The sequence below is a fragment of the Vibrio sp. D420a genome, assembly GCF_030248625.1.
Classification (GTDB): Bacteria; Pseudomonadota; Gammaproteobacteria; order Enterobacterales; family Vibrionaceae; genus Vibrio; species Vibrio fortis_A.
In genome coordinates this window covers 23,688-45,889 of record NZ_JAHGAN010000029.1, presented here as the reverse complement: position 1 = coordinate 45,889, position 22,202 = coordinate 23,688, and the positions used below count along the sequence as shown (strand labels likewise).

At 46.2% G+C, this 22,202-nt stretch carries 18 protein-coding genes and 1 pseudogene; 12 read left to right on the top strand and 7 right to left on the bottom strand.

The features are described 5' to 3' along the window. Positions 1–2 precede the first annotated feature (2 nt). From KI743_RS18745 to KI743_RS18735, 3 genes are read left to right on the top strand one after another with little or no spacing between them, the layout of a single operon-like run. A complete protein-coding gene (locus KI743_RS18745) occupies positions 3–794 on the top strand; it encodes a sulfite exporter TauE/SafE family protein (protein ID WP_285467723.1) in 792 nt (263 codons plus the stop codon). Positions 795–847: 53 nt separating this feature from the next. Further along, a complete protein-coding gene (gene lgt / locus KI743_RS18740) occupies positions 848–1,669 on the top strand; it encodes a prolipoprotein diacylglyceryl transferase (RefSeq protein WP_032553173.1) in 822 nt (273 codons plus the stop codon). A 9-nt stretch (positions 1,670–1,678) separates the two neighbouring features. Then, a complete protein-coding gene (locus tag KI743_RS18735) occupies positions 1,679–2,530 on the top strand; it encodes a thymidylate synthase (RefSeq protein WP_285467720.1) in 852 nt (283 codons plus the stop codon). A 1,087-nt stretch (positions 2,531–3,617) separates the two neighbouring features. Here the strand turns inward: KI743_RS18735 and KI743_RS18730 are convergent. After that, positions 3,618–4,763: a Na/Pi symporter gene (locus KI743_RS18730; RefSeq protein ID WP_285467718.1), complete on the bottom strand. Its 1,146-nt coding sequence runs from the start codon at positions 4,761–4,763 to the stop codon at positions 3,618–3,620. Positions 4,764–5,151: 388 nt separating this feature from the next. Here KI743_RS18730 and nhaR point away from each other — a divergent pair, with 388 nt between their 5' ends. Next, positions 5,152–6,042: a transcriptional activator NhaR gene (nhaR, locus tag KI743_RS18725; protein WP_032553176.1), complete on the top strand. Its 891-nt coding sequence runs from the start codon at positions 5,152–5,154 to the stop codon at positions 6,040–6,042. Positions 6,043–6,146: 104 nt separating this feature from the next. Then, positions 6,147–6,443 (top strand): metalloregulator ArsR/SmtB family transcription factor, encoded by a 297-nt coding sequence (locus tag KI743_RS18720; RefSeq protein WP_032553177.1) that lies wholly within the window; start codon positions 6,147–6,149, stop codon positions 6,441–6,443. Positions 6,444–6,577: 134 nt separating this feature from the next. On the opposite strand, the gene rpsT is transcribed toward KI743_RS18720, so the two are convergent. Further along, the gene (gene rpsT, locus KI743_RS18715) at positions 6,578–6,838 is read right to left on the bottom strand and encodes a 30S ribosomal protein S20 (protein ID WP_032553178.1); all 261 of its coding nucleotides are present in this window, start codon (positions 6,836–6,838) and stop codon (positions 6,578–6,580) included. 251 nt (positions 6,839–7,089) lie between these two features. Between rpsT and murJ the strand changes: the two genes are divergently transcribed. The 6 genes from murJ (at position 7,090) to ispH (ending at position 15,057) form a co-directional block, all read left to right on the top strand. Continuing rightward, a complete protein-coding gene (murJ, locus tag KI743_RS18710; protein ID WP_032553218.1) occupies positions 7,090–8,652 on the top strand; it encodes a murein biosynthesis integral membrane protein MurJ in 1,563 nt (520 codons plus the stop codon). A 70-nt stretch (positions 8,653–8,722) separates the two neighbouring features. Continuing rightward, entirely contained in the window at positions 8,723–9,658 is a 936-nt protein-coding gene (gene ribF / locus KI743_RS18705) for a bifunctional riboflavin kinase/FAD synthetase (protein ID WP_285467715.1), read from the top strand. A 63-nt stretch (positions 9,659–9,721) separates the two neighbouring features. Then, positions 9,722–12,559, top strand: coding sequence for an isoleucine--tRNA ligase (gene ileS / locus KI743_RS18700; RefSeq protein ID WP_150871002.1), 2,838 nt, complete (start codon positions 9,722–9,724; stop codon positions 12,557–12,559). A gap of 352 nt (positions 12,560–12,911) precedes the next feature. Continuing rightward, entirely contained in the window at positions 12,912–13,412 is a 501-nt protein-coding gene (lspA, locus tag KI743_RS18695) for a signal peptidase II (RefSeq protein WP_032553182.1), read from the top strand. A gap of 127 nt (positions 13,413–13,539) precedes the next feature. Next, positions 13,540–13,971, top strand: coding sequence for an FKBP-type peptidyl-prolyl cis-trans isomerase (fkpB, locus tag KI743_RS18690; protein ID WP_150895804.1), 432 nt, complete (start codon positions 13,540–13,542; stop codon positions 13,969–13,971). Between the two features lie 129 nt (positions 13,972–14,100). Then, a complete protein-coding gene (gene ispH / locus KI743_RS18685) occupies positions 14,101–15,057 on the top strand; it encodes a 4-hydroxy-3-methylbut-2-enyl diphosphate reductase (RefSeq protein WP_084181922.1) in 957 nt (318 codons plus the stop codon). 99 nt (positions 15,058–15,156) lie between these two features. Here ispH and btsR read toward each other — a convergent pair. From btsR to KI743_RS18670, 3 genes and pseudogenes are all read right to left on the bottom strand, one after another. After that, a pseudogene (btsR, locus tag KI743_RS18680) lies at positions 15,157–15,888 on the bottom strand (two-component system response regulator BtsR). A gap of 58 nt (positions 15,889–15,946) precedes the next feature. Then, complete coding sequence (locus tag KI743_RS18675; protein WP_032553186.1) at positions 15,947–17,617, bottom strand: sensor histidine kinase; 1,671 nt, start codon at positions 17,615–17,617, stop codon at positions 15,947–15,949. A 198-nt stretch (positions 17,618–17,815) separates the two neighbouring features. Next, positions 17,816–19,303, bottom strand: a complete 1,488-nt coding sequence (locus tag KI743_RS18670) for a carbon starvation protein A (RefSeq protein WP_285467708.1) — start codon at positions 19,301–19,303, stop codon at positions 17,816–17,818. Between the two features lie 309 nt (positions 19,304–19,612). Here KI743_RS18670 and KI743_RS18665 point away from each other — a divergent pair, with 309 nt between their 5' ends. Further along, positions 19,613–19,963, top strand: coding sequence for a DUF2799 domain-containing protein (locus KI743_RS18665; protein WP_285467706.1), 351 nt, complete (start codon positions 19,613–19,615; stop codon positions 19,961–19,963). 86 nt (positions 19,964–20,049) lie between these two features. Here the strand turns inward: KI743_RS18665 and murQ are convergent, their stop codons facing one another. Both murQ and KI743_RS18655 read right to left on the bottom strand, forming a co-directional pair. Next, positions 20,050–20,976, bottom strand: a complete 927-nt coding sequence (gene murQ / locus KI743_RS18660) for an N-acetylmuramic acid 6-phosphate etherase (protein WP_150871016.1) — start codon at positions 20,974–20,976, stop codon at positions 20,050–20,052. Between the two features lie 31 nt (positions 20,977–21,007). Next, positions 21,008–22,123 carry an anhydro-N-acetylmuramic acid kinase gene (locus KI743_RS18655; protein WP_285467704.1) on the bottom strand — a complete coding sequence of 372 codons (1,116 nt, stop codon included), beginning with the start codon at positions 22,121–22,123 and terminating at the stop codon, positions 21,008–21,010. Between the last annotated feature and the right edge of the window lie 79 nt (positions 22,124–22,202).

Below are 22,202 nucleotides of genomic sequence, written 5' to 3'. Positions count from 1 at the left end.
ACGTGTCATACGAACTCATTGGTTTGCTAGCGGGCCTTGGCGCCGTCGTTGGTGTATTGGCTGGCTTATTGGGCATTGGCGGTGGCTTATTGGTAGTCCCTGCATTGTTGTTCTTACTGCCTAAAGCGGGTATCGCTCAAGAGATTGCGATGCAAATGGCGTTGGCAACCTCCTTGTCGACCATTATTGTCACCTCTGGCTCCTCTGCGTTGAACCACCTTAAACTTGGTAACGTTGAGATGTTCGTGGTGAAGTGGTTGATGCCTGGCGTTGTGGTTGGCGGCTTTATGGGTTCTTTTATTGCCGATTCGATTCCGTCTCAATATCTGCCTAAAGTGTTTGGCATCATCGTGTTGCTACTGGCATTACAAATGCTGCTGTCGATACGTTCTCGTAGCCAAAAGACCATGCCTGCACCGGCAAAAACGGTCGCATGCGGTGGCGGCATTGGTGTGATCTCGAGCTTAGCTGGAATCGGCGGTGGTTCATTGTCTGTGCCTTTCCTCAATCACCATGGGGTTGAGATGCGCAAGGCGGTCGGCTCTTCGTCGGTCTGCGGTTGTGTGATTGCTATATCAGGTATGATTGGCTTTATTTGGCACGGTTCGTCGGTTGAATCTTTGCCTGCGTACAGCTTGGGTTATGTTTACGTGCCTGCGCTGGTGGCTATCTCTTGCACTTCGGTGCTCACCACTCGAATTGGTGCTAAGTTAGCAACGCAGCTACCAACGCCCGTATTAAAGAAAGTGTTCGCCGTCTTTTTAATGTTTATAGCCGCGACCATGCTGCTGTAGTGTATTCCTCTTAGCCGTTGGCTAATTCTTTTATATTAGATAGAGAGCTAAATATGTCTCAGGGTTTTATCGAATTCCCCAATATCGATCCTGTTCTGATTGAACTAGGGCCAATTTCTGTTCGTTGGTATGGCTTGATGTACCTTGTCGGTTTTGTCTTTGCGATGTGGTTGGCTAATCGTCGTGCAGACCAACCAAACAGCGGCTGGACTCGTGAGCAAGTATCAGATCTGTTGTTTGCTGGTTTCTTGGGTGTTGTCATTGGCGGCCGTGTTGGTTATGTGCTGTTTTACAACTTCGACCTTTTCTTAGCGGATCCTCTGTACCTCTTTAAAGTATGGACTGGCGGCATGTCATTCCACGGTGGTCTGCTAGGTGTTATTACCGCAATGTTCTGGTATGCGAAAAAGAACGGTCGAACCTTCTTTGGCGTAGCCGACATGATCGCGCCATTGGTGCCGTTTGGCTTGGGTATGGGACGCTTAGGTAACTTCATGAACAGCGAATTGTGGGGCCGAGTGACGGATGTGCCATGGGGGGTCGTATTCCCGAATGGTGGTCCGCTGCCACGCCACCCATCTCAACTGTACGAAATGGCGCTTGAAGGTATTGTCCTGTTCTTCATCTTGAACTGGTTTATTAAGAAGCCTCGCCCATTAGGTTCGGTTTCTGGCCTGTTCCTTGCGGGTTACGGAAGCTTCCGTTTCCTAGTAGAATACGTGCGCGAACCTGATGCACACCTAGGTCTGTTTGGCGGATTTATCTCGATGGGTCAAATCCTGTCTCTACCTATGGTCATTATCGGTGTTCTTATGGTGGTTTGGGCTTACAAGCGCGGTCACTACAAAGATGAAGTCCCACAACAAACGAAGTAAGGAATTGGTGTGAAGCAGTATTTAGAACTCTGTCAGCGAATCGTTGATGAAGGCACGTGGATTGAAAACGAGCGTACAGGCAAACGCTGCCTAACGGTGATCAATGCAGACCTGACTTACGATGTTGGCAACAACCAGTTCCCACTTGTGACGACGCGTAAGAGCTTTTGGAAAGCGGCAGTCGCTGAGCTGCTAGGCTACATCCGTGGTTATGATAACGCGGAAGACTTTCGTAAGCTGGGTACCAAAACATGGGACGCGAACGCAAACCTCAATGAGGCATGGCTGAACAACCCTCACCGTAAAGGTGAAGATGATATGGGTCGTGTTTACGGTGTTCAAGGTCGCGCATGGGCAAAGCCTGACGGCGGGCACATCGATCAGTTAAAGAAGATTGTCGATGACCTAACGCGTGGTGTTGATGACCGCGGTGAGATCCTAAACTTCTACAACCCTGGCGAATTCCACATGGGGTGTCTTCGTCCGTGCATGTACAGCCATCACTTCTCTCTACTCGGTGATACTCTGTACCTGAACAGCACGCAGCGCTCTTGTGATGTCCCGTTAGGCCTTAACTTCAATATGGTTCAGGTTTACGTATTCTTAGCGATTATGGCGCAAATCACTGGCAAGAAACCGGGTGTGGCTTATCACAAGCTAGTGAATGCTCACATCTACGAAGACCAACTTGCGCCAATGCGTGATATCCAGTTGAAGCGTGAACCTCTGACTCCAGCAACCTTCCACATTAACCCTGAGATTAAGTCTCTAGAAGATTTAGAAACATGGGTAACATTGGATGACTTCTGGGTAGAAGGCTACGAGTGTCACGAAGCGATTAAGTACCCATTTTCGGTATAACACGCTCATAAATTGATTTGAAAGGCTGCCATGGTGCAGCCTTTTTTGTATTTGAAGGGCAGTGACGAGTAAACGGGATTCGAGATGCGAAGAGCAAGAGTGTCCGTCATTCCCTAGACTGACGAAGGAAGGAGTAGGGAATCTCTTGCGTGAGACGTTCGATAGATTCCCTATCACGCTCGTTCCTCGCTGTAGGGAATGACGGTTCTTTAGATGTGAGGAAACGGGATGACGGATGTGAAAAGCTAAGAGCAGATACGAGTAATCGAGATACGGGATACGAAGAGCATGCTTATTTTGAGTGATACATTAGAGACTAAAAACGACAATCACAGTTCGTGCTGTTCGTTACCCGTACCACGAATCTGTTTTTTGCTCTTCGCTACTCGTTTACTCGCATCCCGTATCTGCTTTTTGACCCCGTCATTCCCTAGACTGACGGAGGAAGGAGTAGGGAATCTCTTTCGTTGCACGTCTGTGAGATTCCCAATCACGCTCGTCCCTCGCTGTGGGGAATGACGGTTCTTTTGGATACGAGTAAGCGGGATTCGAGATGCGAAGAGCGTGCTTAATCAGAGGGATACGCTGGAGACTAAAAACGATAATCACAGTTCGTGCTGTTCGTTACCCGTCCCCCGAATCTGCTTTTTTGCTTTTCGCTACTCGTTTACTCGCATCCCGTACCTGCTTTTTCCCCGTCATTCCCTAGACTGACGGAGGAAGGAGTAGGGAATCTCTTGCGTGAGACGTTCGATAGATTCCCTATCACGCTCGTTCCTCGCTGTAGGGAATGATGGTTCTTTAGATGTGAGGAAACGGGATGACGGATGTGAAAAGCTAAGAGCAGATACGAGTAAGCGAGATACGGGATACGAAGAGCGTGTTCATTTTGAGTTAGTGTCGGATCGACAATCACAGTTCGAGCCGTTCGCCACTCTCTTACCCGTATCCCTCACCTGCTTCTGGCTCTTCGGTCACTCGCTCACTCGAATCCCGTATCTGCTTTTTCGCATCTCTCATCTGCTCTTAAAAAAGAAAAAGCCCGCAACTCTTGTTGCGGGCTTTGATTATGCGATGGACTTTTTGCTTAAGCAGTTAGCGCTAGGATAGAACCTGGTAGCACTAGGAAAACAGCGATTAGGTAACCAGCTACGACTGCTTTGTTCTTCACAGCCATGTCTGAAATCATGTCTGCTGCTTTAACTGGTAGTTCACGTAGGAACGGAATACCAAAGATGAATACTGTTGCCATGATGTTGAACACTAGGTGTACTAGAGCAATCTGTAGTGCGAATACTGCGAACTCACCAGATACCGCTGTTGCTGCTAGTAGTGCTGTGATACACGTACCGATGTTTGCACCTAGAGTGAATGGGTAAACGTCACGTACTTTAAGAACACCTGAACCTACTAGCGGAACCATCAAGCTTGTTGTAGTCGAAGAAGACTGAACAAGAACAGTAACGATTGAGCCAGAAGCGATACCGTGAAGTGGACCACGACCGATAGCGTTCTTTAGGATTTCACGAGCGCGGCCTACCATTAGGCTCTTCATTAGTTTGCCCATCACTGTGATAGCAACGAAGATAGTTGCGATACCAAGAACGATAAGTAGTACGCCACCTATTGTGTCACCGAATGTAGATAGTGGCTCTTTGATTGCACTTACTACAGGCTTAGTGATTGGTTTGATGAAGTTCAGTCCTTTCATGCTCATGTCGCCAGTTGCAAGCATTGGCGATACCAACCAGTGAGATACTTTCTCAAGAATACCAAACATCATCTCTAGCGGTAGGAAGATCATTACAGCTAGTAGGTTGAAGAAGTCGTGAATCGTTGCACTTGCAAACGCACGCTTAAACTCGTCCTTACAACGAACGTGGCCAAGACTTACAAGCGTGTTAGTTACCGTTGTACCGATGTTTGCACCCATGATCATAGGGATAGCAACTTCAACAGGTAAACCACCCGCAACTAAGCCAACGATAATAGATGTCACGGTGCTTGATGATTGGATAAGTGCTGTTGCAACCAAGCCGATCATTAAGCCTGCAACTGGGTGTGAAGCAAATTCAAAAAGAACCTTTGCTTGCTCGCCTGTTGCCCATTTAAAGCCAGTACCTACCATTGATACAGAAAGAAGTAGTAGGTAAAGCATGAATGCCAAGTTAGCCCAGCGTAGCCAGCGAGTAGTGCTCGAGATTGGCGCTGCTGCAGTAGTAGCTTGGTTCATAATGTTTTCTCCATGGACCGTTAAAGTCTGTGTTTGGTCTGTTAGTTAATCTGAGCGTGATGTTAGAGGGGAAATATTTCAGTAATATTACATTTTTATTGGTGCGGCTTTTTTTTGTGATGATTTGCTGTTTAAATATTTTGACAGCTAATTATATTGATCTAAGCTTTTGTATTTTAAGGTTTTAATGACCTTTGGTTTATTGCGGGTTTGATCGAGAAAATTGAAAAAAAATCGATTTTCTATCATCGAATATGACAGTGTGAATCTTAATGTTTCGGTAAATGTATTGGTTTTTGTGTCTAACAGTTGTAAAAACCGAAGTTATTGAGGCGAGGTGTCATATTTGCTATAAAAGAGTGTCACATAACTCTATACGGCTTTAATCATGTCGCATCTTAATTACAACCACCTCTATTATTTCTGGATGGTGTGCAAGCAAGGTTCAATCACTAAAGCAGCTGAAGCGCTCTTCTTAACGCCTCAAACCGTCACAGGGCAAATTAAAGCTCTTGAAGAGCGGATGGATGGCAAGCTTACTAAACGTAATGGACGAAGTGTCGAGCCAACAGAACTTGGCCAACTGGTTTTTAAATACGCCGATCGTATGTTTGGTCTGAGCTATGAGATGCTGGATATCGTTAATTACAGCCAACACTCCAATATTCTGTTTGATGTCGGCGTTGCAGATGCGCTGTCAAAAAGGCTTGTCAGCAAGATCTTAATGTCGACTATTCCTGAAGATAACAGTATCCACTTACGCTGTTTTGAATCGACCCACGAAATGCTATTAGAACAGCTGTCTCAACATAAGCTCGATATGATCCTATCCGACTGCCCAGTTGACTCAAGCCAGAGCCCAGGGTTATTCAGTAAGAAACTGGGTGAGAGTGGTATGAGCTTTTTCTGTACAGGTAAGGTCGACAATGTCAGTTTCCCTGCAGTACTCGAACAGAGAAAGCTATTAATACCAGGTAGCCGCACTTCGATGGGGCGTAAGGTTTTGCAATGGTTTGATAGACAGGGTCTAAAACCGGATATTTTGGGCGAGTTTGACGATGCCGCATTAATGAAAGCCTTTGCGCGTTATCACCACGATGCCATTTTCTTAGCGCCGACACTCTACTTATCTGAAGTAGAAGAGGATACCTCGTTACAGATGTTGGGTGGCATTGACGAGCTGAAAGAAGAGTACTATGTCATTTTTGCTGAGAGGATGATCCAACATCCGGCAGTTAAAAATGTATGTGACGCAGATTTTAGTAATTTGTTCGAGTGAGTTAGTTTGTTAATGAATTGATATCGATTATCATAACTCTACAATATGCCGTAATTAGTACTGATAGCCCGTAGTTGGCGTTGAAGGTAGTAGGGAGCCAAACTATGAACTTGAAAGAAATGGAGAAAAACTCGGCACAAGCCGTTGTGTTGTTGAAAGCGATGGCTAACGAGCGCCGCCTACAGATTTTGTGTCTATTACATGATAGCGAGTTATCGGTAGGTGAGTTGTGCAATATGTTAGAGTTGAGCCAATCGGCTTTATCGCAACATTTAGCATGGCTAAGGCGAGATGGTTTAGTTGAAACACGTAAACAAGCTCAAACGGTTTACTACACATTGAGTAGTGAAGAGGTGAAGGCAATGATTACGTTACTGCATGGTATCTATTGTAAGAAATAGAGCGGTGTTGGATGTGAGTTTCAGAACACATGGATGTGTGTCATCACGGCCATTAAGAGAAAACGGCAAATCGCAGACATAAAAAAACCGGCCAAGGCCGGTTTTTTTCGTTTTGCTTTGAAATCAAGTATCTATTAAAGAGCTTTGATTGCAGCAGCGAAACGAGACTTATGACGAGCAGCTTTATTCTTGTGAATAAGGCCTTTAGTCGCCATGCGGTCTAGAAGTGGTGTAACTTCTACGAAAGCAGCAGTTGCAGCTTCTTTATCGCCAGCTGCGATAGCTGCGATAGTTTTTTTCATGTAAGTGCGCATCATAGAACGACGGCTAGCGTTGTGCTGGCGACGTTTCTCAGCTTGGATAGCGCGCTTCTTAGCAGATTTACTGTTTGCCAAGGGTCTAACTCCCAAAAACTTAGTTCGGTGACAATTTAAGGGCGAGGACTATCCCTCATTTGCGCTTAATTGTCAAATGATTTGTGCAAAAACCAATCGTAGCCAAACAAATTTTGGAATGGAAAGGTTATCGCGGTTAAGATGGCGGGGATTCTAACAGCATTTTTAGACCAATGCTAATAAATATGCTTCTAACGATCGGATAGTATTTATCCTCGCTTAGAACTAATCAATCAGTGTCAGAGGTTTTTGTGAGTAAACGACTATTAAAGTCAGGCATGATAGTAAGTGCGATGACTTTTGTTTCCCGTGTATTGGGACTTGTGCGCGACGTTGTCGTGGCCAATTTGATGGGGGCTGGGGCCAGTGCTGACGTCTTTTTCTTCGCCAATAAGATCCCTAATTTCCTACGTCGCCTGTTTGCTGAAGGCGCCTTCTCACAAGCCTTTGTTCCTGTTCTAACTGAGTACCATGCTGCGGGAGATAAAGATAAGACTCGCGAATTGATAGCTAGGGTGTCCGGTACGCTCGGAGTGCTAGTCTCAATTGTCACTCTAGTTGGTGTGATTGGTTCTGGTGCTATTACAGCGCTATTTGGTGCGGGTTGGTTTATCGACTGGCTTAATGGTGGCCCGTCGGCTCATAAATTTGAGTTAGCCAGTTTGATGCTCAAAATCACCTTTCCCTATTTATGGTTCATTACCTTCGTTGCTTTATCTGGGGCGATTCTTAATACCTTAGGTAAGTTTGCGGTATCTTCTTTTACGCCTGTGTTCTTGAACGTCATGATCATAGGCTCTGCGCTTTTCATTGCACCGAATCTAGAACAACCTGAAATTGGATTGGCGATTGGTGTCTTTTTAGGCGGTTTGGTTCAGTTTCTGTTCCAATTACCTTTTTTAATTAAAGAGGGTGTTTTAGTTAAGCCTAAGTGGGGTTGGCGCGATCCTGGCGTTGTTAAGATCCGTACTTTGATGATCCCTGCGCTGTTTGGTGTGTCAGTTAGCCAAATTAACTTGCTGTTTGATACCTTTATTGCCAGTTTCCTAGCTACAGGCTCTATCAGTTGGCTTTATTACTCTGACCGCCTTTTAGAGTTTCCATTAGGCTTGTTTGGTATTGCTATCGCAACCGTGATTCTGCCTGCGCTATCTCGTAAACATGTCGATGCACAAGGTGAGGGCTTTGCTCATACTATGGACTGGGGGGTGCGCATGGTTCTGTTGCTGGGTATTCCTGCTATGTTCGGCTTGATTGTGCTAGCGAAGCCTATGTTGATGGTGCTGTTCATGCGTGGTGAGTTTAGCCCTCATGACGTGGAGCAGGCTTCGATGTCTCTGGTCGCTTATGCGTCGGGTCTACTTAACTTCATGTTGATTAAGGTGCTAGCGCCGGGTTACTACTCACGCCAAGACACTAAAACCCCAGTTAAGTACGGTATTATCGCAATGGTAAGCAATATGGTGTTTAATGCCATCTTTGCTTATTTCTATGGTTACGTAGGTTTGGCGATTGCGACCGCGCTGTCGGCCTTTGTCAATATGGCACTGCTATATAGAGGCTTACATTTAGCTGGCGTTTACCACCTAACGAAAACAACCTTAGTCTTTAGCGGAAAGCTTTTACTTGCGGGTGGCGCAATGGTTGCTGTGATTTTATGGCAACTAGAGAGTATGCAACAATGGCTTGAGTGGAGCTTCAGTTACCGAGCGCTTATGCTGACTGGCTTGATTGCACTTGGCGGGTTTGCTTATATTGTCTCTGTGTTCGCTTTGGGTATCCGAGTAAAACATTTAAAAGCAGCGACAGAGTAATACTGATTAGTATATAATCCGTCGGTTTCACACAATGAATGATGCAAATAACAGATTTTAGCTGGTCGTAATGGAACTAATCCGAGGCATTCACAATATTAAAGCGCAGCATCACGGCTGTGTATTAACCATAGGCAACTTTGATGGTGTACATCTAGGACATCAGGAAGTACTGAGCCAGGTATCCAAGCAAGCTGCGGCATTGGGCTTTCCCTCTGTCGTGATGACGTTTGAGCCTCAGCCCATGGAACTGTTTGCTCGTGACAAAGCCCCTGCACGTTTAACTCGCTTACGAGATAAGTTCGTGCAGCTGAGTAAGCTGGATATTAGCCGTTTATTGTGTGTCAATTTTAACCACTACTTCGCGAACCTATCGGCGGATGCTTTTATTAAAGATCTGTTGGTGGACAAACTTGGTGTGAAGTTTTTGGTAGTGGGTGATGACTTCTGCTTCGGTAAAGGTCGCACCGGCAATTTCGCTATGCTTAAAGAAGCGGGTGAAAAGTATGGTTTTGAGGTGGTTAGTACCCAAAGCTTCTGCTTAAACCAGCTGCGTGTAAGTAGCACTGAAATACGCAATGCTCTGGCGGTTGACGATTTAACCTCTAGCGCTGCCATGTTAGGGCGTGATTACAGTATCAGTGGTCGTGTGTCTCATGGGCGTAAACTGGGAAGAACTATAGGTTTCCCAACGGCGAATATCCCACTTAAACGTTGTGTCTCTCCAGTCTCTGGGGTGTATGTTGTTGAAGCAGTCGACATCGATGGTTCACCTGTCGGTGGTGTTGCAAATATTGGACAACGACCAACCGTAAATGGAGTTCGTCAGCAACTAGAAGTGCATTTTTTTGACTTTAAAGCCAATTTATATGGTAAACAGTTAGAAGTACGTCTTTTGCACAAATTGCGCGACGAGAAAAAGTTTGAATCGTTCGACGCACTAAAGAATCAAATAGAATTGGATGCTGAAGCAGCAAGGGTGTGGCTGCGTCAGCTAAAGAATTAATCGGTTGATTCCACCGATTAACATAATGTCTAACTTCGCCCAATATAACGGAATTAAGAATCGATGAGTGATTATAAAGATACCCTGAACTTACCTGAAACAGGGTTTCCAATGCGCGGTAATCTGGCAAATCGTGAGCCAGAAATGCTTAAGCGTTGGTACAAAGAAGATCTTTACGGCGAAATCCGTAAAGCGAAGAAAGGTAAAAAATCTTTCGTACTGCATGATGGCCCTCCTTACGCGAACGGCGATATTCACATTGGTCACGCGCTAAACAAGATTCTTAAAGACATTATTATTAAATCTAAGACTCTGTCTGGTTTTGATGCTCCATACATCCCAGGTTGGGACTGTCACGGTCTTCCAATCGAGCTGATGGTTGAGAAGAAAAAAGGCAAACCAGGTCAGAAGATCTCTGCTTCTGAGTTCCGTGAAGAGTGTCGTAAGTACGCTGCGGGCCAAGTTGAAGGTCAAAAAGAGAGCTTTAAACGTCTAGGTATCATGGGCGAGTGGGACAAGCCATACCGCACTATGGACTTCGGCACTGAAGCAAACATCATCCGCGCTCTAGGTAAAATTGCAGACAACGGCCACCTACTGAAAGGTTTCAAACCTGTTCACTGGTGTACTGACTGTGGTTCTGCTCTAGCGGAAGCGGAAGTTGAGTACAAAGATAAAGTTTCTCCATCAATCGACGTGAAATTCACAGCGGCTGATGAAGCTGCGCTAGTTTCTAAATTCAAGCTAGCTGAAGGTCACGAAGGCCAGGGCGATATCTCTATCGTTATCTGGACTACAACACCATGGACACTACCTGCAAACCGCGCAGTATGTCTACGTGACGATCTTGAGTACGTTCTAATCCAAGTAGAAGCAAATGGCGATCAAGCTGCACAGCGTATCATCGTTGCTTCTGAGCTAGCTAAAGACGTAATGGATCGTGCGGGTATCGAGCACTTCCATAACCTAGGTTTTGCAAGCGGTGCTGATCTTGAGCTAACTCAGTTCAACCACCCATTCTACGACTTCACTGTTCCTGCGATCCTTGGCGATCACGTAACAACGGATTCAGGTACTGGTGTAGTTCACACAGCACCGGGCCATGGTCAAGAAGACTTCGCGGTTGGTAACAAGTACGGTCTAGAAGTAGCAAACCCAGTAGGTTCAAACGGTGTCTACCTACCTGACACTGAGCTATTTGCTGGTCAACACGTATTTAAAGCGAACGACTCTGTACTTGAAGTACTGAAAGAGAAAGGCGCTCTACTACATCACCACGCTTACGAGCACAGCTACCCACACTGCTGGAGACACAAAACGCCAATCATCTTCCGTGCGACACCACAATGGTTCGTATCGATGGATCAAGCTGGCCTACGTGCTAAAGCTCTTGAGTCAATCAAGGGTGTTGAGTGGATGCCTGAGTGGGGTCAAAGCCGTATCGAAGGTATGATCGAAGGTCGCCCTGAGTGGTGTATCTCTCGTCAACGTACTTGGGGTGTGCCAATCGCTCTGTTCGTTCATAAAGAGACAGCAGAACTGCACCCGAACACGCTTGAGCTTATCGAGCAAGTTGCTCAACTTGTTGAGCAGAAAGGTATTCAAGCTTGGTGGGATCTAGAAATCTCTGACCTACTAGGCGAAGAAGCGGACAAATACGAGAAAGTACTAGATACACTAGACGTATGGTTCGATTCAGGTGTAACACACTACTCAGTTGTTGACGCTCGTGAAGAGTACAACGGCAACAAAGCTGACCTATACCTAGAAGGTTCAGACCAACACCGTGGTTGGTTCCAATCTTCTCTAATTTCATCTATCGCGATGAAAGACGAAGCGCCATACAAGCAAGTGCTAACGCACGGCTTCGTAGTAGATGGTAACGGCCGTAAGATGTCTAAATCTATCGGTAACGTTGTTGCACCTAAAGATGTAACCAACAAGCTAGGTGCAGATATCCTGCGTCTATGGGTTGCTTCTACAGACTACACAGGTGAAGTAGCAGTATCTGATGAGATCCTGAAGCGTTCAGCAGATGCTTACCGTCGTATTCGTAACACAGCGCGTTTCTTCCTAGCGAACTTGAACGGTTTCAACCCAGAAACTGACCTAGTTCCAGCTGAAGAGATGGTGGCACTAGACCGTTGGGCTGTAGGCCGTGCACAAGCTGCACAAGAAGAGATCGTGAAAGCATACGGTGAGTACAACACTCACGGTGTAACTCAACGTCTAATGCAGTTCTGTTCTATCGAGATGGGTTCTTTCTACCTAGATGTAATCAAAGACCGTCAGTACACAGCGAAGAAGGGCGGCCACGCTCAACGCAGCTGTCAAACTGCGCTTTACTACATCGTAGAAGCTCTGGTTCGTTGGATGGCTCCTATCATGTCGTTCACAGCAGACGAAATCTGGAACGAGATGCCAGGTCAACGTGACAAGTTCGTATTCACAGGTGAGTGGTTCGAAGGTCTATTTGGTCTAGCGGAAGGCGAAGAGCTAAGCAACGAATTCTGGACTGAAATCCAATCTGTTCGTGGCGCAGTGAACAAGCTTCTTGAAGACGCTCGTAAAGAGAAAACTATCGGTGGCGCACTGCAAGCTGAAGTGACTCTATACGCAGACGATGCACTAGCGGCGAAAATCAACAAGCTAGAAGACGAACTACGTTTTGTTCTTCTAACTTCAGCTGCGGTTGTTAAGCCTCTAAGTGAGAAGAGCGATGCAGCACAAGCGACAGATCTTGAAGGTCTATTCGTTGAAGTTGCAGCGACAGAGAACGAGAAGTGTGACCGTTGTTGGCACCACACGCCAGACGTTGGCACAATCGAAGGTCACGAGAAAGTGTGTGGTCGTTGTGTGACTAACGTTGCTGGTGAAGGTGAAGTGCGTAAGTTCGCATAATTGCTCGTCATTCTTGGCATTGTAACTGTGTTGACAGCATTTACTCCGAATTGTCGGACCATCTCCATCACATAGGACAACTATGCTCAGGAGCTTCGTAAATTTGTCGCCTTGTTACAACACCAATAATTTAGAGCAGTGATCAATTAATTGAACTTTGCTTAGTTTTTATAGCCCCAGTATCTACTGGGGTTATTTTTAGCTGGGATAAAATGCCGAGTGATACGGCTGGTCATTTTTATGCAGTGGCGCGCAACATCAAAGCGGATGGAGGTTCAGCCATCATATTGGTCTTTCATGTGTGCATCTCGCTGTATAGAATAGAGAAGTTCATAGATTTATAGGAATAAGCATGAGTGATTTTTCACTAAAGCAGTCGGGCGTACGTTGGTTATGGCTGGCTTTATTGGTCTTTCTTGCGGACATTGGCATCAAGCTGTTTGTGATGGACAATATGGGTTACGGCTGGGCAAACCGTATTGAGGTATTGCCATTCTTTAACTTCTTGTATGTTCATAACTACGGTGCTGCTTTCAGCTTTTTGAGTGATCAAGGTGGCTGGCAACGTTGGCTGTTCACAGGTATTGCGTTTGTAGTCACGGGTATGCTGACCTACTGGATGAGTAAACTGCCGGCGACAGAGAAGTGGAATAACATCGCTTATGCAATCATCATTGGTGGTGCGGTAGGTAATGTATTTGACCGAGTTGTTCACGGCTTTGTTGTGGATTACTTAGACTTCTACTGGGGTACATACCACTGGCCTGCATTTAACCTTGCTGATATGGGTATCTGTATCGGTGCTGCGATGATCATCTTAGATGGATTCCGCAAAAAGGATGAGAGCAAATAAGCTCTACAAGTCACTTAATGACTCACAGAATATAATAGCCCTAAGCGCTGTCGGTTGATTCCGGCGGCGCTTTTTGTTTATCCTCTGTGAGGAAAAATAATAATTGATACAACCCAAGGAAAGTAACGTGACAGCAATTAAGAATGACTCAGCAGTAACACTTCATTTTACCATTAAGATGAAAGACGGTTCCGTTGCTGACAGTACTGAAAACATGGGCAAGCCAGCTAAATTTGTAATGGGTGATGGTAGCTTGAGTGAGAACTTTGAGCAGTGCCTATTAGGACTTGAAGCGGGTACGCAAAAGTCGATTGATTTAAAAGCAGAAGATGCGTTCGGTTTGCCTAACCCAGATAATGTTCATCACATGGATCGCGCACGTTTTGCTGGCGACACTGAGATTGAAGTCGGCACTATCATGGCTTTCTCTGGTCGTGATGGTATGGAAATTCCAGGCATCATTACGGACATTGCTGGCGACTCTGTCACTGTGGACTTTAACCATCCACTGGCAGGCCAAGACGTGACGTTTGACGTTAACATCTTAGCGGTAGAATAGACGGCGATTCATCTTTGCCAACAATTCGAAGCTTCACTGTCTTTGCGCTTCCCTGTAGAATGCCCGCTTCGCTAAACGCGAACTGTAGAATGATCTTGGTCGCGCTGTAAGCGATTCGCAATAAAAGAACTGAGCAATAAAATGAAAATAATGTTAGCTAACCCGCGTGGATTTTGTGCCGGTGTTGATCGAGCGATCAGTATCGTGGAACGCGCACTGGAATTGTATCAACCACCGATTTATGTTCGTCATGAAGTGGTGCATAACCGTTTTGTAGTCGAAGGTTTGAAACAACGCGGTGCGATTTTCGTGGAAGAGCTTCATGAAGTGCCAGACGATAACATTGTTATCTTTTCTGCTCACGGCGTGTCTCAAGCGGTTCGTAAAGAAGCCAAAGAGCGCGACCTAACGGTTTTTGATGCGACTTGTCCTCTGGTAACCAAAGTACATATGGAAGTGGCTCGTGCGAGCCGTAAAAATATGGAAGTGGTTCTGATTGGTCATGCAGGTCACCCTGAAGTTGAAGGCACTATGGGTCAATACGCGAGTGATACTGGTGGTATGTACTTGGTTGAAAAACCAGAAGATGTGTCAAAGCTGGTGGTTAAAGATCCAAGCAACCTTCACTACGTAAGCCAAACGACACTGTCTGTTGATGAGACGGCGGATGTGATCGAAGAGCTGCGTCGCGTGTTCCCTGAGATCCAAGGCCCACGTAAAGACGATATCTGCTACGCAACACAAAACCGTCAAGATGCGGTTCGTGATATGGCGAACGATGTTGATGTGGTGATTGTTGTTGGTTCTAAGAACTCATCAAACTCAACACGCTTGAAAGAGCTGGCTGAGAAACTGGGTACTCCAGGCTACTTAACGGATTGCCCAGAAGACATTCAACCAGAGTGGGTTGAAGGCAAGAAGAAAGTCGGTGTGACGGCAGGTGCTTCTGCGCCAGAAGAACTGGTTAATCAAATTCTAGATCGTATCCGCGAGCTAGGTGCTGAAGGCATCGAAGAGATCCAAGGTCGCGAAGAGAATATGTTCTTCGAAGTACCAAAAGAGCTTCAGATTAAACAAGTTGATTAGTCATCGCGTTTGACGAAAGTTTTGAACTAAAAAGCCAACCTTTGCGGTTGGCTTTTTTGATCTTGTTTTCAGTGAGTTGAAGTTCATTGAACGAAAAGGTTAGTGGATACCAAGCTGCTCTTTGAGAGTTTTCAGGTAGCGACGACTAACAGGTACCTCAAAGCCAGTTAGAGTGATGATCTCCGCAAGACCGTTTTCCAGAAGCTTGATCTCTTGGATCGCTTTTATATTTATCAAATATTGGCGATGACAACGGATCAGATCGGTCTTCTCTTCTAGGACTTTTAGAGTCAGTTGAGAAGAGGCGGTTTGTGACGCGCTGCGAACGTGAACACCACTCAGGTCAGAATAGGCGCATTCGACCGTTTGGCTTGCCATGATTACAATGCGGTTGTGACCGATACACGGAATCTGCTCTAAGTGCGATGGCGCAATAGCATTGATGTCTTGTTCAGGCGGTTGTTGGCTCTGCTTAATCACTTTACATAAACGTGAAACGCTTTTGTTGAGTCGACACGGTTCAACTGGCTTGAGGAGTTAATCGAAGGCGTTGTCTTCAAAGGCTTGAATAGCATATTGGTCGTAAGCGGTAACGAACACTACGTAAGGCATGTTCTCAGGGTCGAGCATACTCAGTAGCTCGATACCGGTGATCTGCGGCATTTGAATGTCTAAATAAACGACGTCTGGCTTGAGGTGGTTGATCTGCTTTAGCCCTTCGATGGCATTACTCGCTTGACCTATCACATCCACTTTTTCTGTTTCAGTGAGCAGCTCAATCAACTCTTCGCGAGCGAACAGCTCATCATCTATGACTAATGCCTTTAACATCCAAATACCTTAATTCCAATCTACTGTGTCAGTATACGCTGTTATGTTGAATCGCGCGTTACAGCGCCTTTGGAATGATAAAGCTCATACGCGTAAATTGCTGTGGCTGAGATTCTATTTTTAGAGCTGAGTCTTGTCCAAAGAAATTGGTTAGACGTTTGTCCACGATCTCCATACCTAAGCCTACATGATCGCTACTTGGCTTTTCGTAGCTGCCTGCGTTGTCTTCTACGGTGATTCGGTAGCTGCCTTGATGGAGTTCGCTATAGATTTTCACTGTTCCCCCCTCAAGAAGATTAGATATCCCGTGCTTGATGGCGTTCTCAACCAGGGGCTGAAGGGTAAAGCTTGGTAGTTCGACCTCATAAAGCTGAGGGTCAATATCCCATTCAATTTCTAAGCGATCGGTAAAACGCGCTTTCTCGATCGTGAGGTAGGCATTAACGTGCGCTAACTCATCTTTCAGTTTGACGGTGTTGATGTTCTGTTTGAGGTTACTTCTAAAGAAGTGTGATAAATGCTGAATCAGCTCTCGCGCTTTATCTGGTTCACGCCTTGTGACTGCACTGATGGTATTCAGAGCATTGAATAAGAAGTGTGGATTGACTTGCGCATGCAGTAGTTTAATTTCAGCCTGCGTCAGCAAGGTTTGCTGTTGTTGATAGTTGCTAAACAGAATCTGGCTCGATAGCAGCTGAGCGATACCTTCACCCATCGACATATTGATGGTCGAAAAGAGTTTAAGCTTCGGTTCGTAGAGCTTGATGGTTCCGACAACCTCGTTCCCCGCACGCAGTGGGATAATCAGAGCTGAGCCTAGCTTACAATCTGCTGAGAGGGAACACTGATATGGGTTCTCTTTACCATCTAAGTAGATGATGTCGTTCTTCTCCATCGCCGTCAGTGTGCTCTGAGAGGAGATTGGAGTATTGGGGATATGGTGCTCATCACCAATACCGACAAACGCGAGAATCTTCTCTCTATCGGTAATTGCCACTGCGCCAACGTTGGTCTCTTCATAAATAATACGGACAATCTTTTGTGCGTTGTCTGAGTTAAAGCCGCCATGAAGAATACCAACCGAGCGCTCGGCAATGGTCAGCGCGCGGCGCGAAAAGGTCGCAGAGTATTTTTCAAAGATGGTTTTTCTGTCTTGGATGATGCTCATGAACAACGCAGCGCCGACTGAGTTTGCAATGATCATTGGCGCTGCAATGTCGGACACCAGTGCGTAGGCTTGGGCGAATGGTTTAGCGACCGCCAACAGAATCAGCATTTGAATGATTTCAGCAAACAGGGTCACGGAAAACACCACCATCGGATTGAACAGCTGACTCGCTTTGTTCTTACGCACCAGATAGACGTGCAATAAGCCACCGATTAGGCCTTCCGCTGTGGTCGATATGGCACATGCAAGGTCTGTGAATCCGCCTAAGGTGTAGCGATGGATACCGCCAGTTAAACCGACGGCAAAGCCAACTACAGGCCCACCAAACAGACCGCCCATTACCGCCCCCATTGCGCGCGTGTTAGCGATGGCATCGTTGATCTGCAAGCCAAAGTAAGTGCCCATAATACAGAACAGTGAGAACAGGATATAACAACTGACTTTATGACTGAGTCGTGAAGAGATACTCAGCAGTGGCAGGATCAGCGGTGTTTTGCTGATCATATAAGCCAGTACTAAATAGACACAGGTTTGTTGAAGTAGCGAGAGAATCAGTTCCATATATCCACTAATAAAAAGTTCTGCATGGGTTAAGGCGAAGCGACATAAGCTTTAAGCACTAGGTAATACCGCATTAGTTATAGGTATAGTTTAAGGGCCATCTACCCAGTAACGCAAAGCCCATCACTAGGATGGGCTTTGTAGAGTTTCCAACCTTAATTTAAGGTGGAGCAAGCGAAGGGGGTTGCACCCGATAAGCTAGGCTGTTTTAGTCACGCCTTTTGCTTCTTTTTCTTCATCAGCAAGGTCAGTTTCGCCTTTGCCTTTTGAAATCTTAATCACGTAAGCTGCAACACCTAGTGCACTAATCACACCAACGATAGTTGAGATTTGCATTGGTAGACCGAAGCCCAGTTGGCTGTTGTTCAGGATGAATGTGATACACACAGACGTCATGAAGATAGCTGGAACCGTCGTTACCCAGTGCAGTTTGTTGTGACGTAGTAGGTAAGCTGACGCTGTCCACAGCATCATTACTGCTGTTGATTGGTTAGCAAAACCGAAGTAGCGCCAGATGATACCGAAATCAACTTGAGTCAGGATACCACCGATAACGAACAGCGGTAGCGCCATCAGTAGGCGGTTACGCAGTGTCTTCTGTTCCATGTTGAAGTATTCAGCAAGGATAAGACGGCTTGAACGGAATGCAGTGTCACCAGAAGTGATTGGTAGGATAACCACACCAAGGAAAGCAAGGATACCGCCAAATACACCCAGTAGGCCAAATGAAGCGCTGTATACAACGTTACCTGGACCACCATTTGCTACTGCTTCAGATAGTGACTCAACTGAACCGAAGAACGATAGTGCAAGTGCACACCAGATAAGAGCGATGATGCCTTCACCAATCATTGCACCGTAGAATACGAAGCGACCGTTCTTCTCATTTTCCATGCAACGTGCCATCAGTGGAGACTGAGTTGCGTGGAAGCCAGAGATAGCACCACAAGCGATAGTGATGAATAGGGCAGGCCAAAGTGGTAGGTCGTTCGGGTTCATGTTAGTGAACATGTCGCTGATTTCAAAACCACCCATGATTTGGTGTTCATCGGAGAAGCCAATTGCTGTGATTAGGCCAACAGACATAAAGATAAGCAGTGCGCCGAACAGTGGGTAGAAGCGACCAATGATTTTATCAACAGGGACAATTGTTGCGATGATGTAGTAAGCGAAGATAACCACAACCATCGTTGTTGAAGACATCGCGAAATCAGTTTGGTCGTTTACTAGGTTCGTGATCATGCCTGCTGGAGCTGATACGAATACCACGCCCACAAGAAGAAGCAGAACAATGGCAAAGATATTCATAAAGTGTTTTGCGCCATTGCCTAGGTAACGTCCTGTGATGGTTGGAACCGAAGCACCGCCATTACGGATAGATAACATACCTGAGAAGTAGTCGTGTACGGCACCTGCGAAGATACAACCGAGCACAATCCAAAGCATTGCTGCTGGGCCGTATAAGGCACCCATGATAGGGCCGAAGATTGGACCAACACCTGCAATGTTAAGCAGTTGTACAAGGTAAACCTTTGGTGTCGACATTGGAACGTAATCCACACCATCTTGTTTTGTATGAGCCGGAGTTTGGCGTTTTTCGTTTATGCCGAACACCTTCTCAATGAAAGTGCCATAAAGAAAGTAACCGCCGATGAGTGCCGCAACACAGGTTAGAAACCACATCATAATCTGTTATCCCTGAATGTATTAATTAAGTCAGGGTGGATAATAAGCGAGCAGTTGGCGAGAAGCTTGTGCTTAAGACGTTAGTGGTCGTATAGCGATTTAAGTGGCGCTGTGGTTGATTGAGTGGTTTTCAGATTTGTTAAGCGGTTGGGTGCCGGTTAAGCGGTTGGGTGTCAGGTTAAGTGGTTTTGTCTCGAACTAAGCGGCGACTTAGGGGAAGCAGTGGACATTTTAGCGGGTTAAGCGGAGAATCGAGATACGTCGGCTAGTGATAGCACCTAATGAATAATAAGAAGATAAGGGATTCAAATGAAGAAAGTAACCGTAGCCTTGCTATTGGCTCTAGGTATGGCAGGGTGCGCGACAAACGTGCAAGACTTAGCAGCTGAGGGAAATTGGCAAGAGATTGGCTACCGTGATGGCGTAAGAGGTAACACTCAGCGTTCCTATTCTGAGATGACTAAGCTAGGCGCAGTCGATCAAGCGGCATACAGCGAAGGTTACTACCAAGGTGTCAGTGAATACTGTAACCCTAACCATGCTTATCAGATCGGTCTTTCTGGTCAGGTTTATGAAGGTGTCTGTTCTGGTACTGAAGATGCGCAGCGCTTTCGTATGGAGTGGCAACGAGGCTGGGATGAATTCTCAAACGAGCACTAAGCTGACACACATCACCAAAAAAGCACCGATTCGTCGGTGCTTTTTGTATTCAGCATTGCAAGCTCGCTGCGACTTTGGCTGTGTTACTAGTTAGACTGGTTATGTTCAACCGCTTTACGAAGGAATCCATCTTGTTTCTTAAGTTGTTGCTTCGCGACTTCTAGGTCTAGTCCGGTGAGTATCATTAAGATTGCCAGTTTCACGTCGTAGCTGGTCTTCTCTAGCGTTTCTCTTGCTACCTCTTTGTCGCAATCCGTAGCTTGCATAACAATACGGGCAGCGCGCGCCACTAGTTTCTCATTGGTGGCTTTAACATCCACCATTAGGTTTTGATAGCTTTTGCCAATGCGGATCATACTGGCAGTGGTCAGCATGTTGAGCACCAGTTTTTGAGCGGTGCCTGATTTGAGACGGGTCGAGCCAGTGAGCGCTTCAGGGCCCACCACTGGGCTGATAGGAATTTTAGCCAACTGAGCGATAGGTGAGTCAGGGTTACAAGAGAGTGACACTGTGGTCGCGCCAATCTCATTGGCGTATTTGAGCGCACCAATCACATACGGAGTGCGACCGCTCGCTGCAATGCCAACGACGACATCTTTGGCATTAAAGTGAATGGCTTTAAGATCCTCAACACCGAGAGTGAGTGAGTCTTCTGCTCCCTCTTTCGCTTTTAATATCGCTTCTGGGCCTCCTGCAATTAGTCCGATAACGAGCTGGTCGGAAACGCCAAATGTCGGTGGGCACTCTGAAGCGTCGAGTACGCCGAGTCGGCCACTGGTGCCAGCGCCCATATAGATAAGGCGACCGCCATTACGAAAGGCGTCGGCGATATGGTCAACTGCGTTGGCTATCTGTGGTAGCTCACTTTCGATGGCGAGTGGTACCTGTTTGTCTTGTTGGTTGATTTTCTCTACTACTTCCAGAGAGGAGAGCAGATCAATGTCCATGGTTTCAGGGTTTCTACCCTCAGAGACTAAGTGTGATAGTGCTGAAATAAGAGCGTCGTTACTCATAAATATCCTTAAATCTAATCTCTATTGATGGTCAGTTTGCGCGGTACAGCACGCCAAGAGAAGCGCTTTGTGAAGCTCCTGTCACCTCGGGAAGGTTGCTTGGTAGCTTATGTACGTAACGTTGAGCCAGCCATGCAAATGCCATGGCTTCCATGTAATCGGCATCGACTCCTTTAGCGGAAGTCGAACTCACTTGCCAGTCAGGAAGCAGCTTCGCAAGGCGCTCCATCAAAAGTGGGTTTCTGACACCTCCACCACATACATATAAAGCAGGGGATGAGCCAGATTGATGCTTCACGACTTCATTAGCTATGGTGATGGCGCTGTACTCACAAAGGGTGCGCTGTACATCGGGTTCCGATATTTCTGGTAATGCCTTTAATTTATTTTCCATCCACGGCAGATTGAACAGCTCTCGCCCTGTGCTTTTTGGTGGTAGCTCGGCAAGGTAGGCTTCTTCAAGCAGTAAATTCAGTAGCGCCGAATTTACTTGGCCACTGCGAGCAAACTCGCCATCTTGGTCGTACTTTTTACCGCAGTGTTTGTTTATCCAAGCATCCATCAACATGTTGCCCGGGCCTGTGTCATAACCTAGCGTTGGTTTGTCTGGTTGAAGTACTGAAATATTCGATATGCCACCAATGTTCAGTACCACTACGCTGCTCTCTTTGGCCTCAAATATGGTTCGATGAAATGCAGGTACCAAAGGGGCTCCTTGCCCACCCAACGCCATGTCTTTGCGACGAAAATCAGCTACAACATCAATATTGGTTTTCGTCGCAATGATATTGGCATCACCTAACTGCATAGTAAATGGGTGATTCCCACTAGGCTGGTGAAATACGGTTTGGCCATGGTTGCCAATTGCGGTGATTTGAGAGGCGCAGATATCATGCTTTGATAGCAGCTGTAGAACCGCATCTGCAAATAAATGACCAAGCTGGTGGTCAAGCTCGCCTATCGCGATCAGGTTGGTCTGCTGGCCGATACAGACATCGAGTAGTTGTTTTTTTGTCTCTTCGGGCATAGGGAATTCGTCGTGGGCAATCAACCTAATTTGCTGGTCGTTGATACTGACTAAAGCGGTGTCGATACCGTCCATACTGGTCCCAGACATAACCCCGATGTATAGCTCTTTATGATCCATTCCTAAACTCTTCTGACCGTGAATTAAAAACATTGTAATGCAAATTCAAACGGAATAACCTCGTGAAGATTATCAATTT

Coding starts and splice junctions, on each gene's coding strand:
- ribF (WP_285467715.1), top strand. CDS start 8,723: ATGGAACTAATCCGAGGCATTCACAATATTAAAGCGCAGCATCACGGC.
- KI743_RS18665 (WP_285467706.1), top strand. CDS start 19,613: ATGAAGAAAGTAACCGTAGCCTTGCTATTGGCTCTAGGTATGGCAGGG.
- nhaR (WP_032553176.1), top strand. CDS start 5,152: ATGTCGCATCTTAATTACAACCACCTCTATTATTTCTGGATGGTGTGC.
- murQ (WP_150871016.1), bottom strand. CDS start 20,976: ATGAGTAACGACGCTCTTATTTCAGCACTATCACACTTAGTCTCTGAG.
- KI743_RS18655 (WP_285467704.1), bottom strand. CDS start 22,123: ATGGATCATAAAGAGCTATACATCGGGGTTATGTCTGGGACCAGTATG.
- ileS (WP_150871002.1), top strand. CDS start 9,722: ATGAGTGATTATAAAGATACCCTGAACTTACCTGAAACAGGGTTTCCA.
- lgt (WP_032553173.1), top strand. CDS start 848: ATGTCTCAGGGTTTTATCGAATTCCCCAATATCGATCCTGTTCTGATT.
- KI743_RS18730 (WP_285467718.1), bottom strand. CDS start 4,763: ATGAACCAAGCTACTACTGCAGCAGCGCCAATCTCGAGCACTACTCGC.
- KI743_RS18675 (WP_032553186.1), bottom strand. CDS start 17,617: ATGGAACTGATTCTCTCGCTACTTCAACAAACCTGTGTCTATTTAGTA.
- KI743_RS18670 (WP_285467708.1), bottom strand. CDS start 19,303: ATGATGTGGTTTCTAACCTGTGTTGCGGCACTCATCGGCGGTTACTTT.
- KI743_RS18720 (WP_032553177.1), top strand. CDS start 6,147: ATGAACTTGAAAGAAATGGAGAAAAACTCGGCACAAGCCGTTGTGTTG.
- lspA (WP_032553182.1), top strand. CDS start 12,912: ATGAGTGATTTTTCACTAAAGCAGTCGGGCGTACGTTGGTTATGGCTG.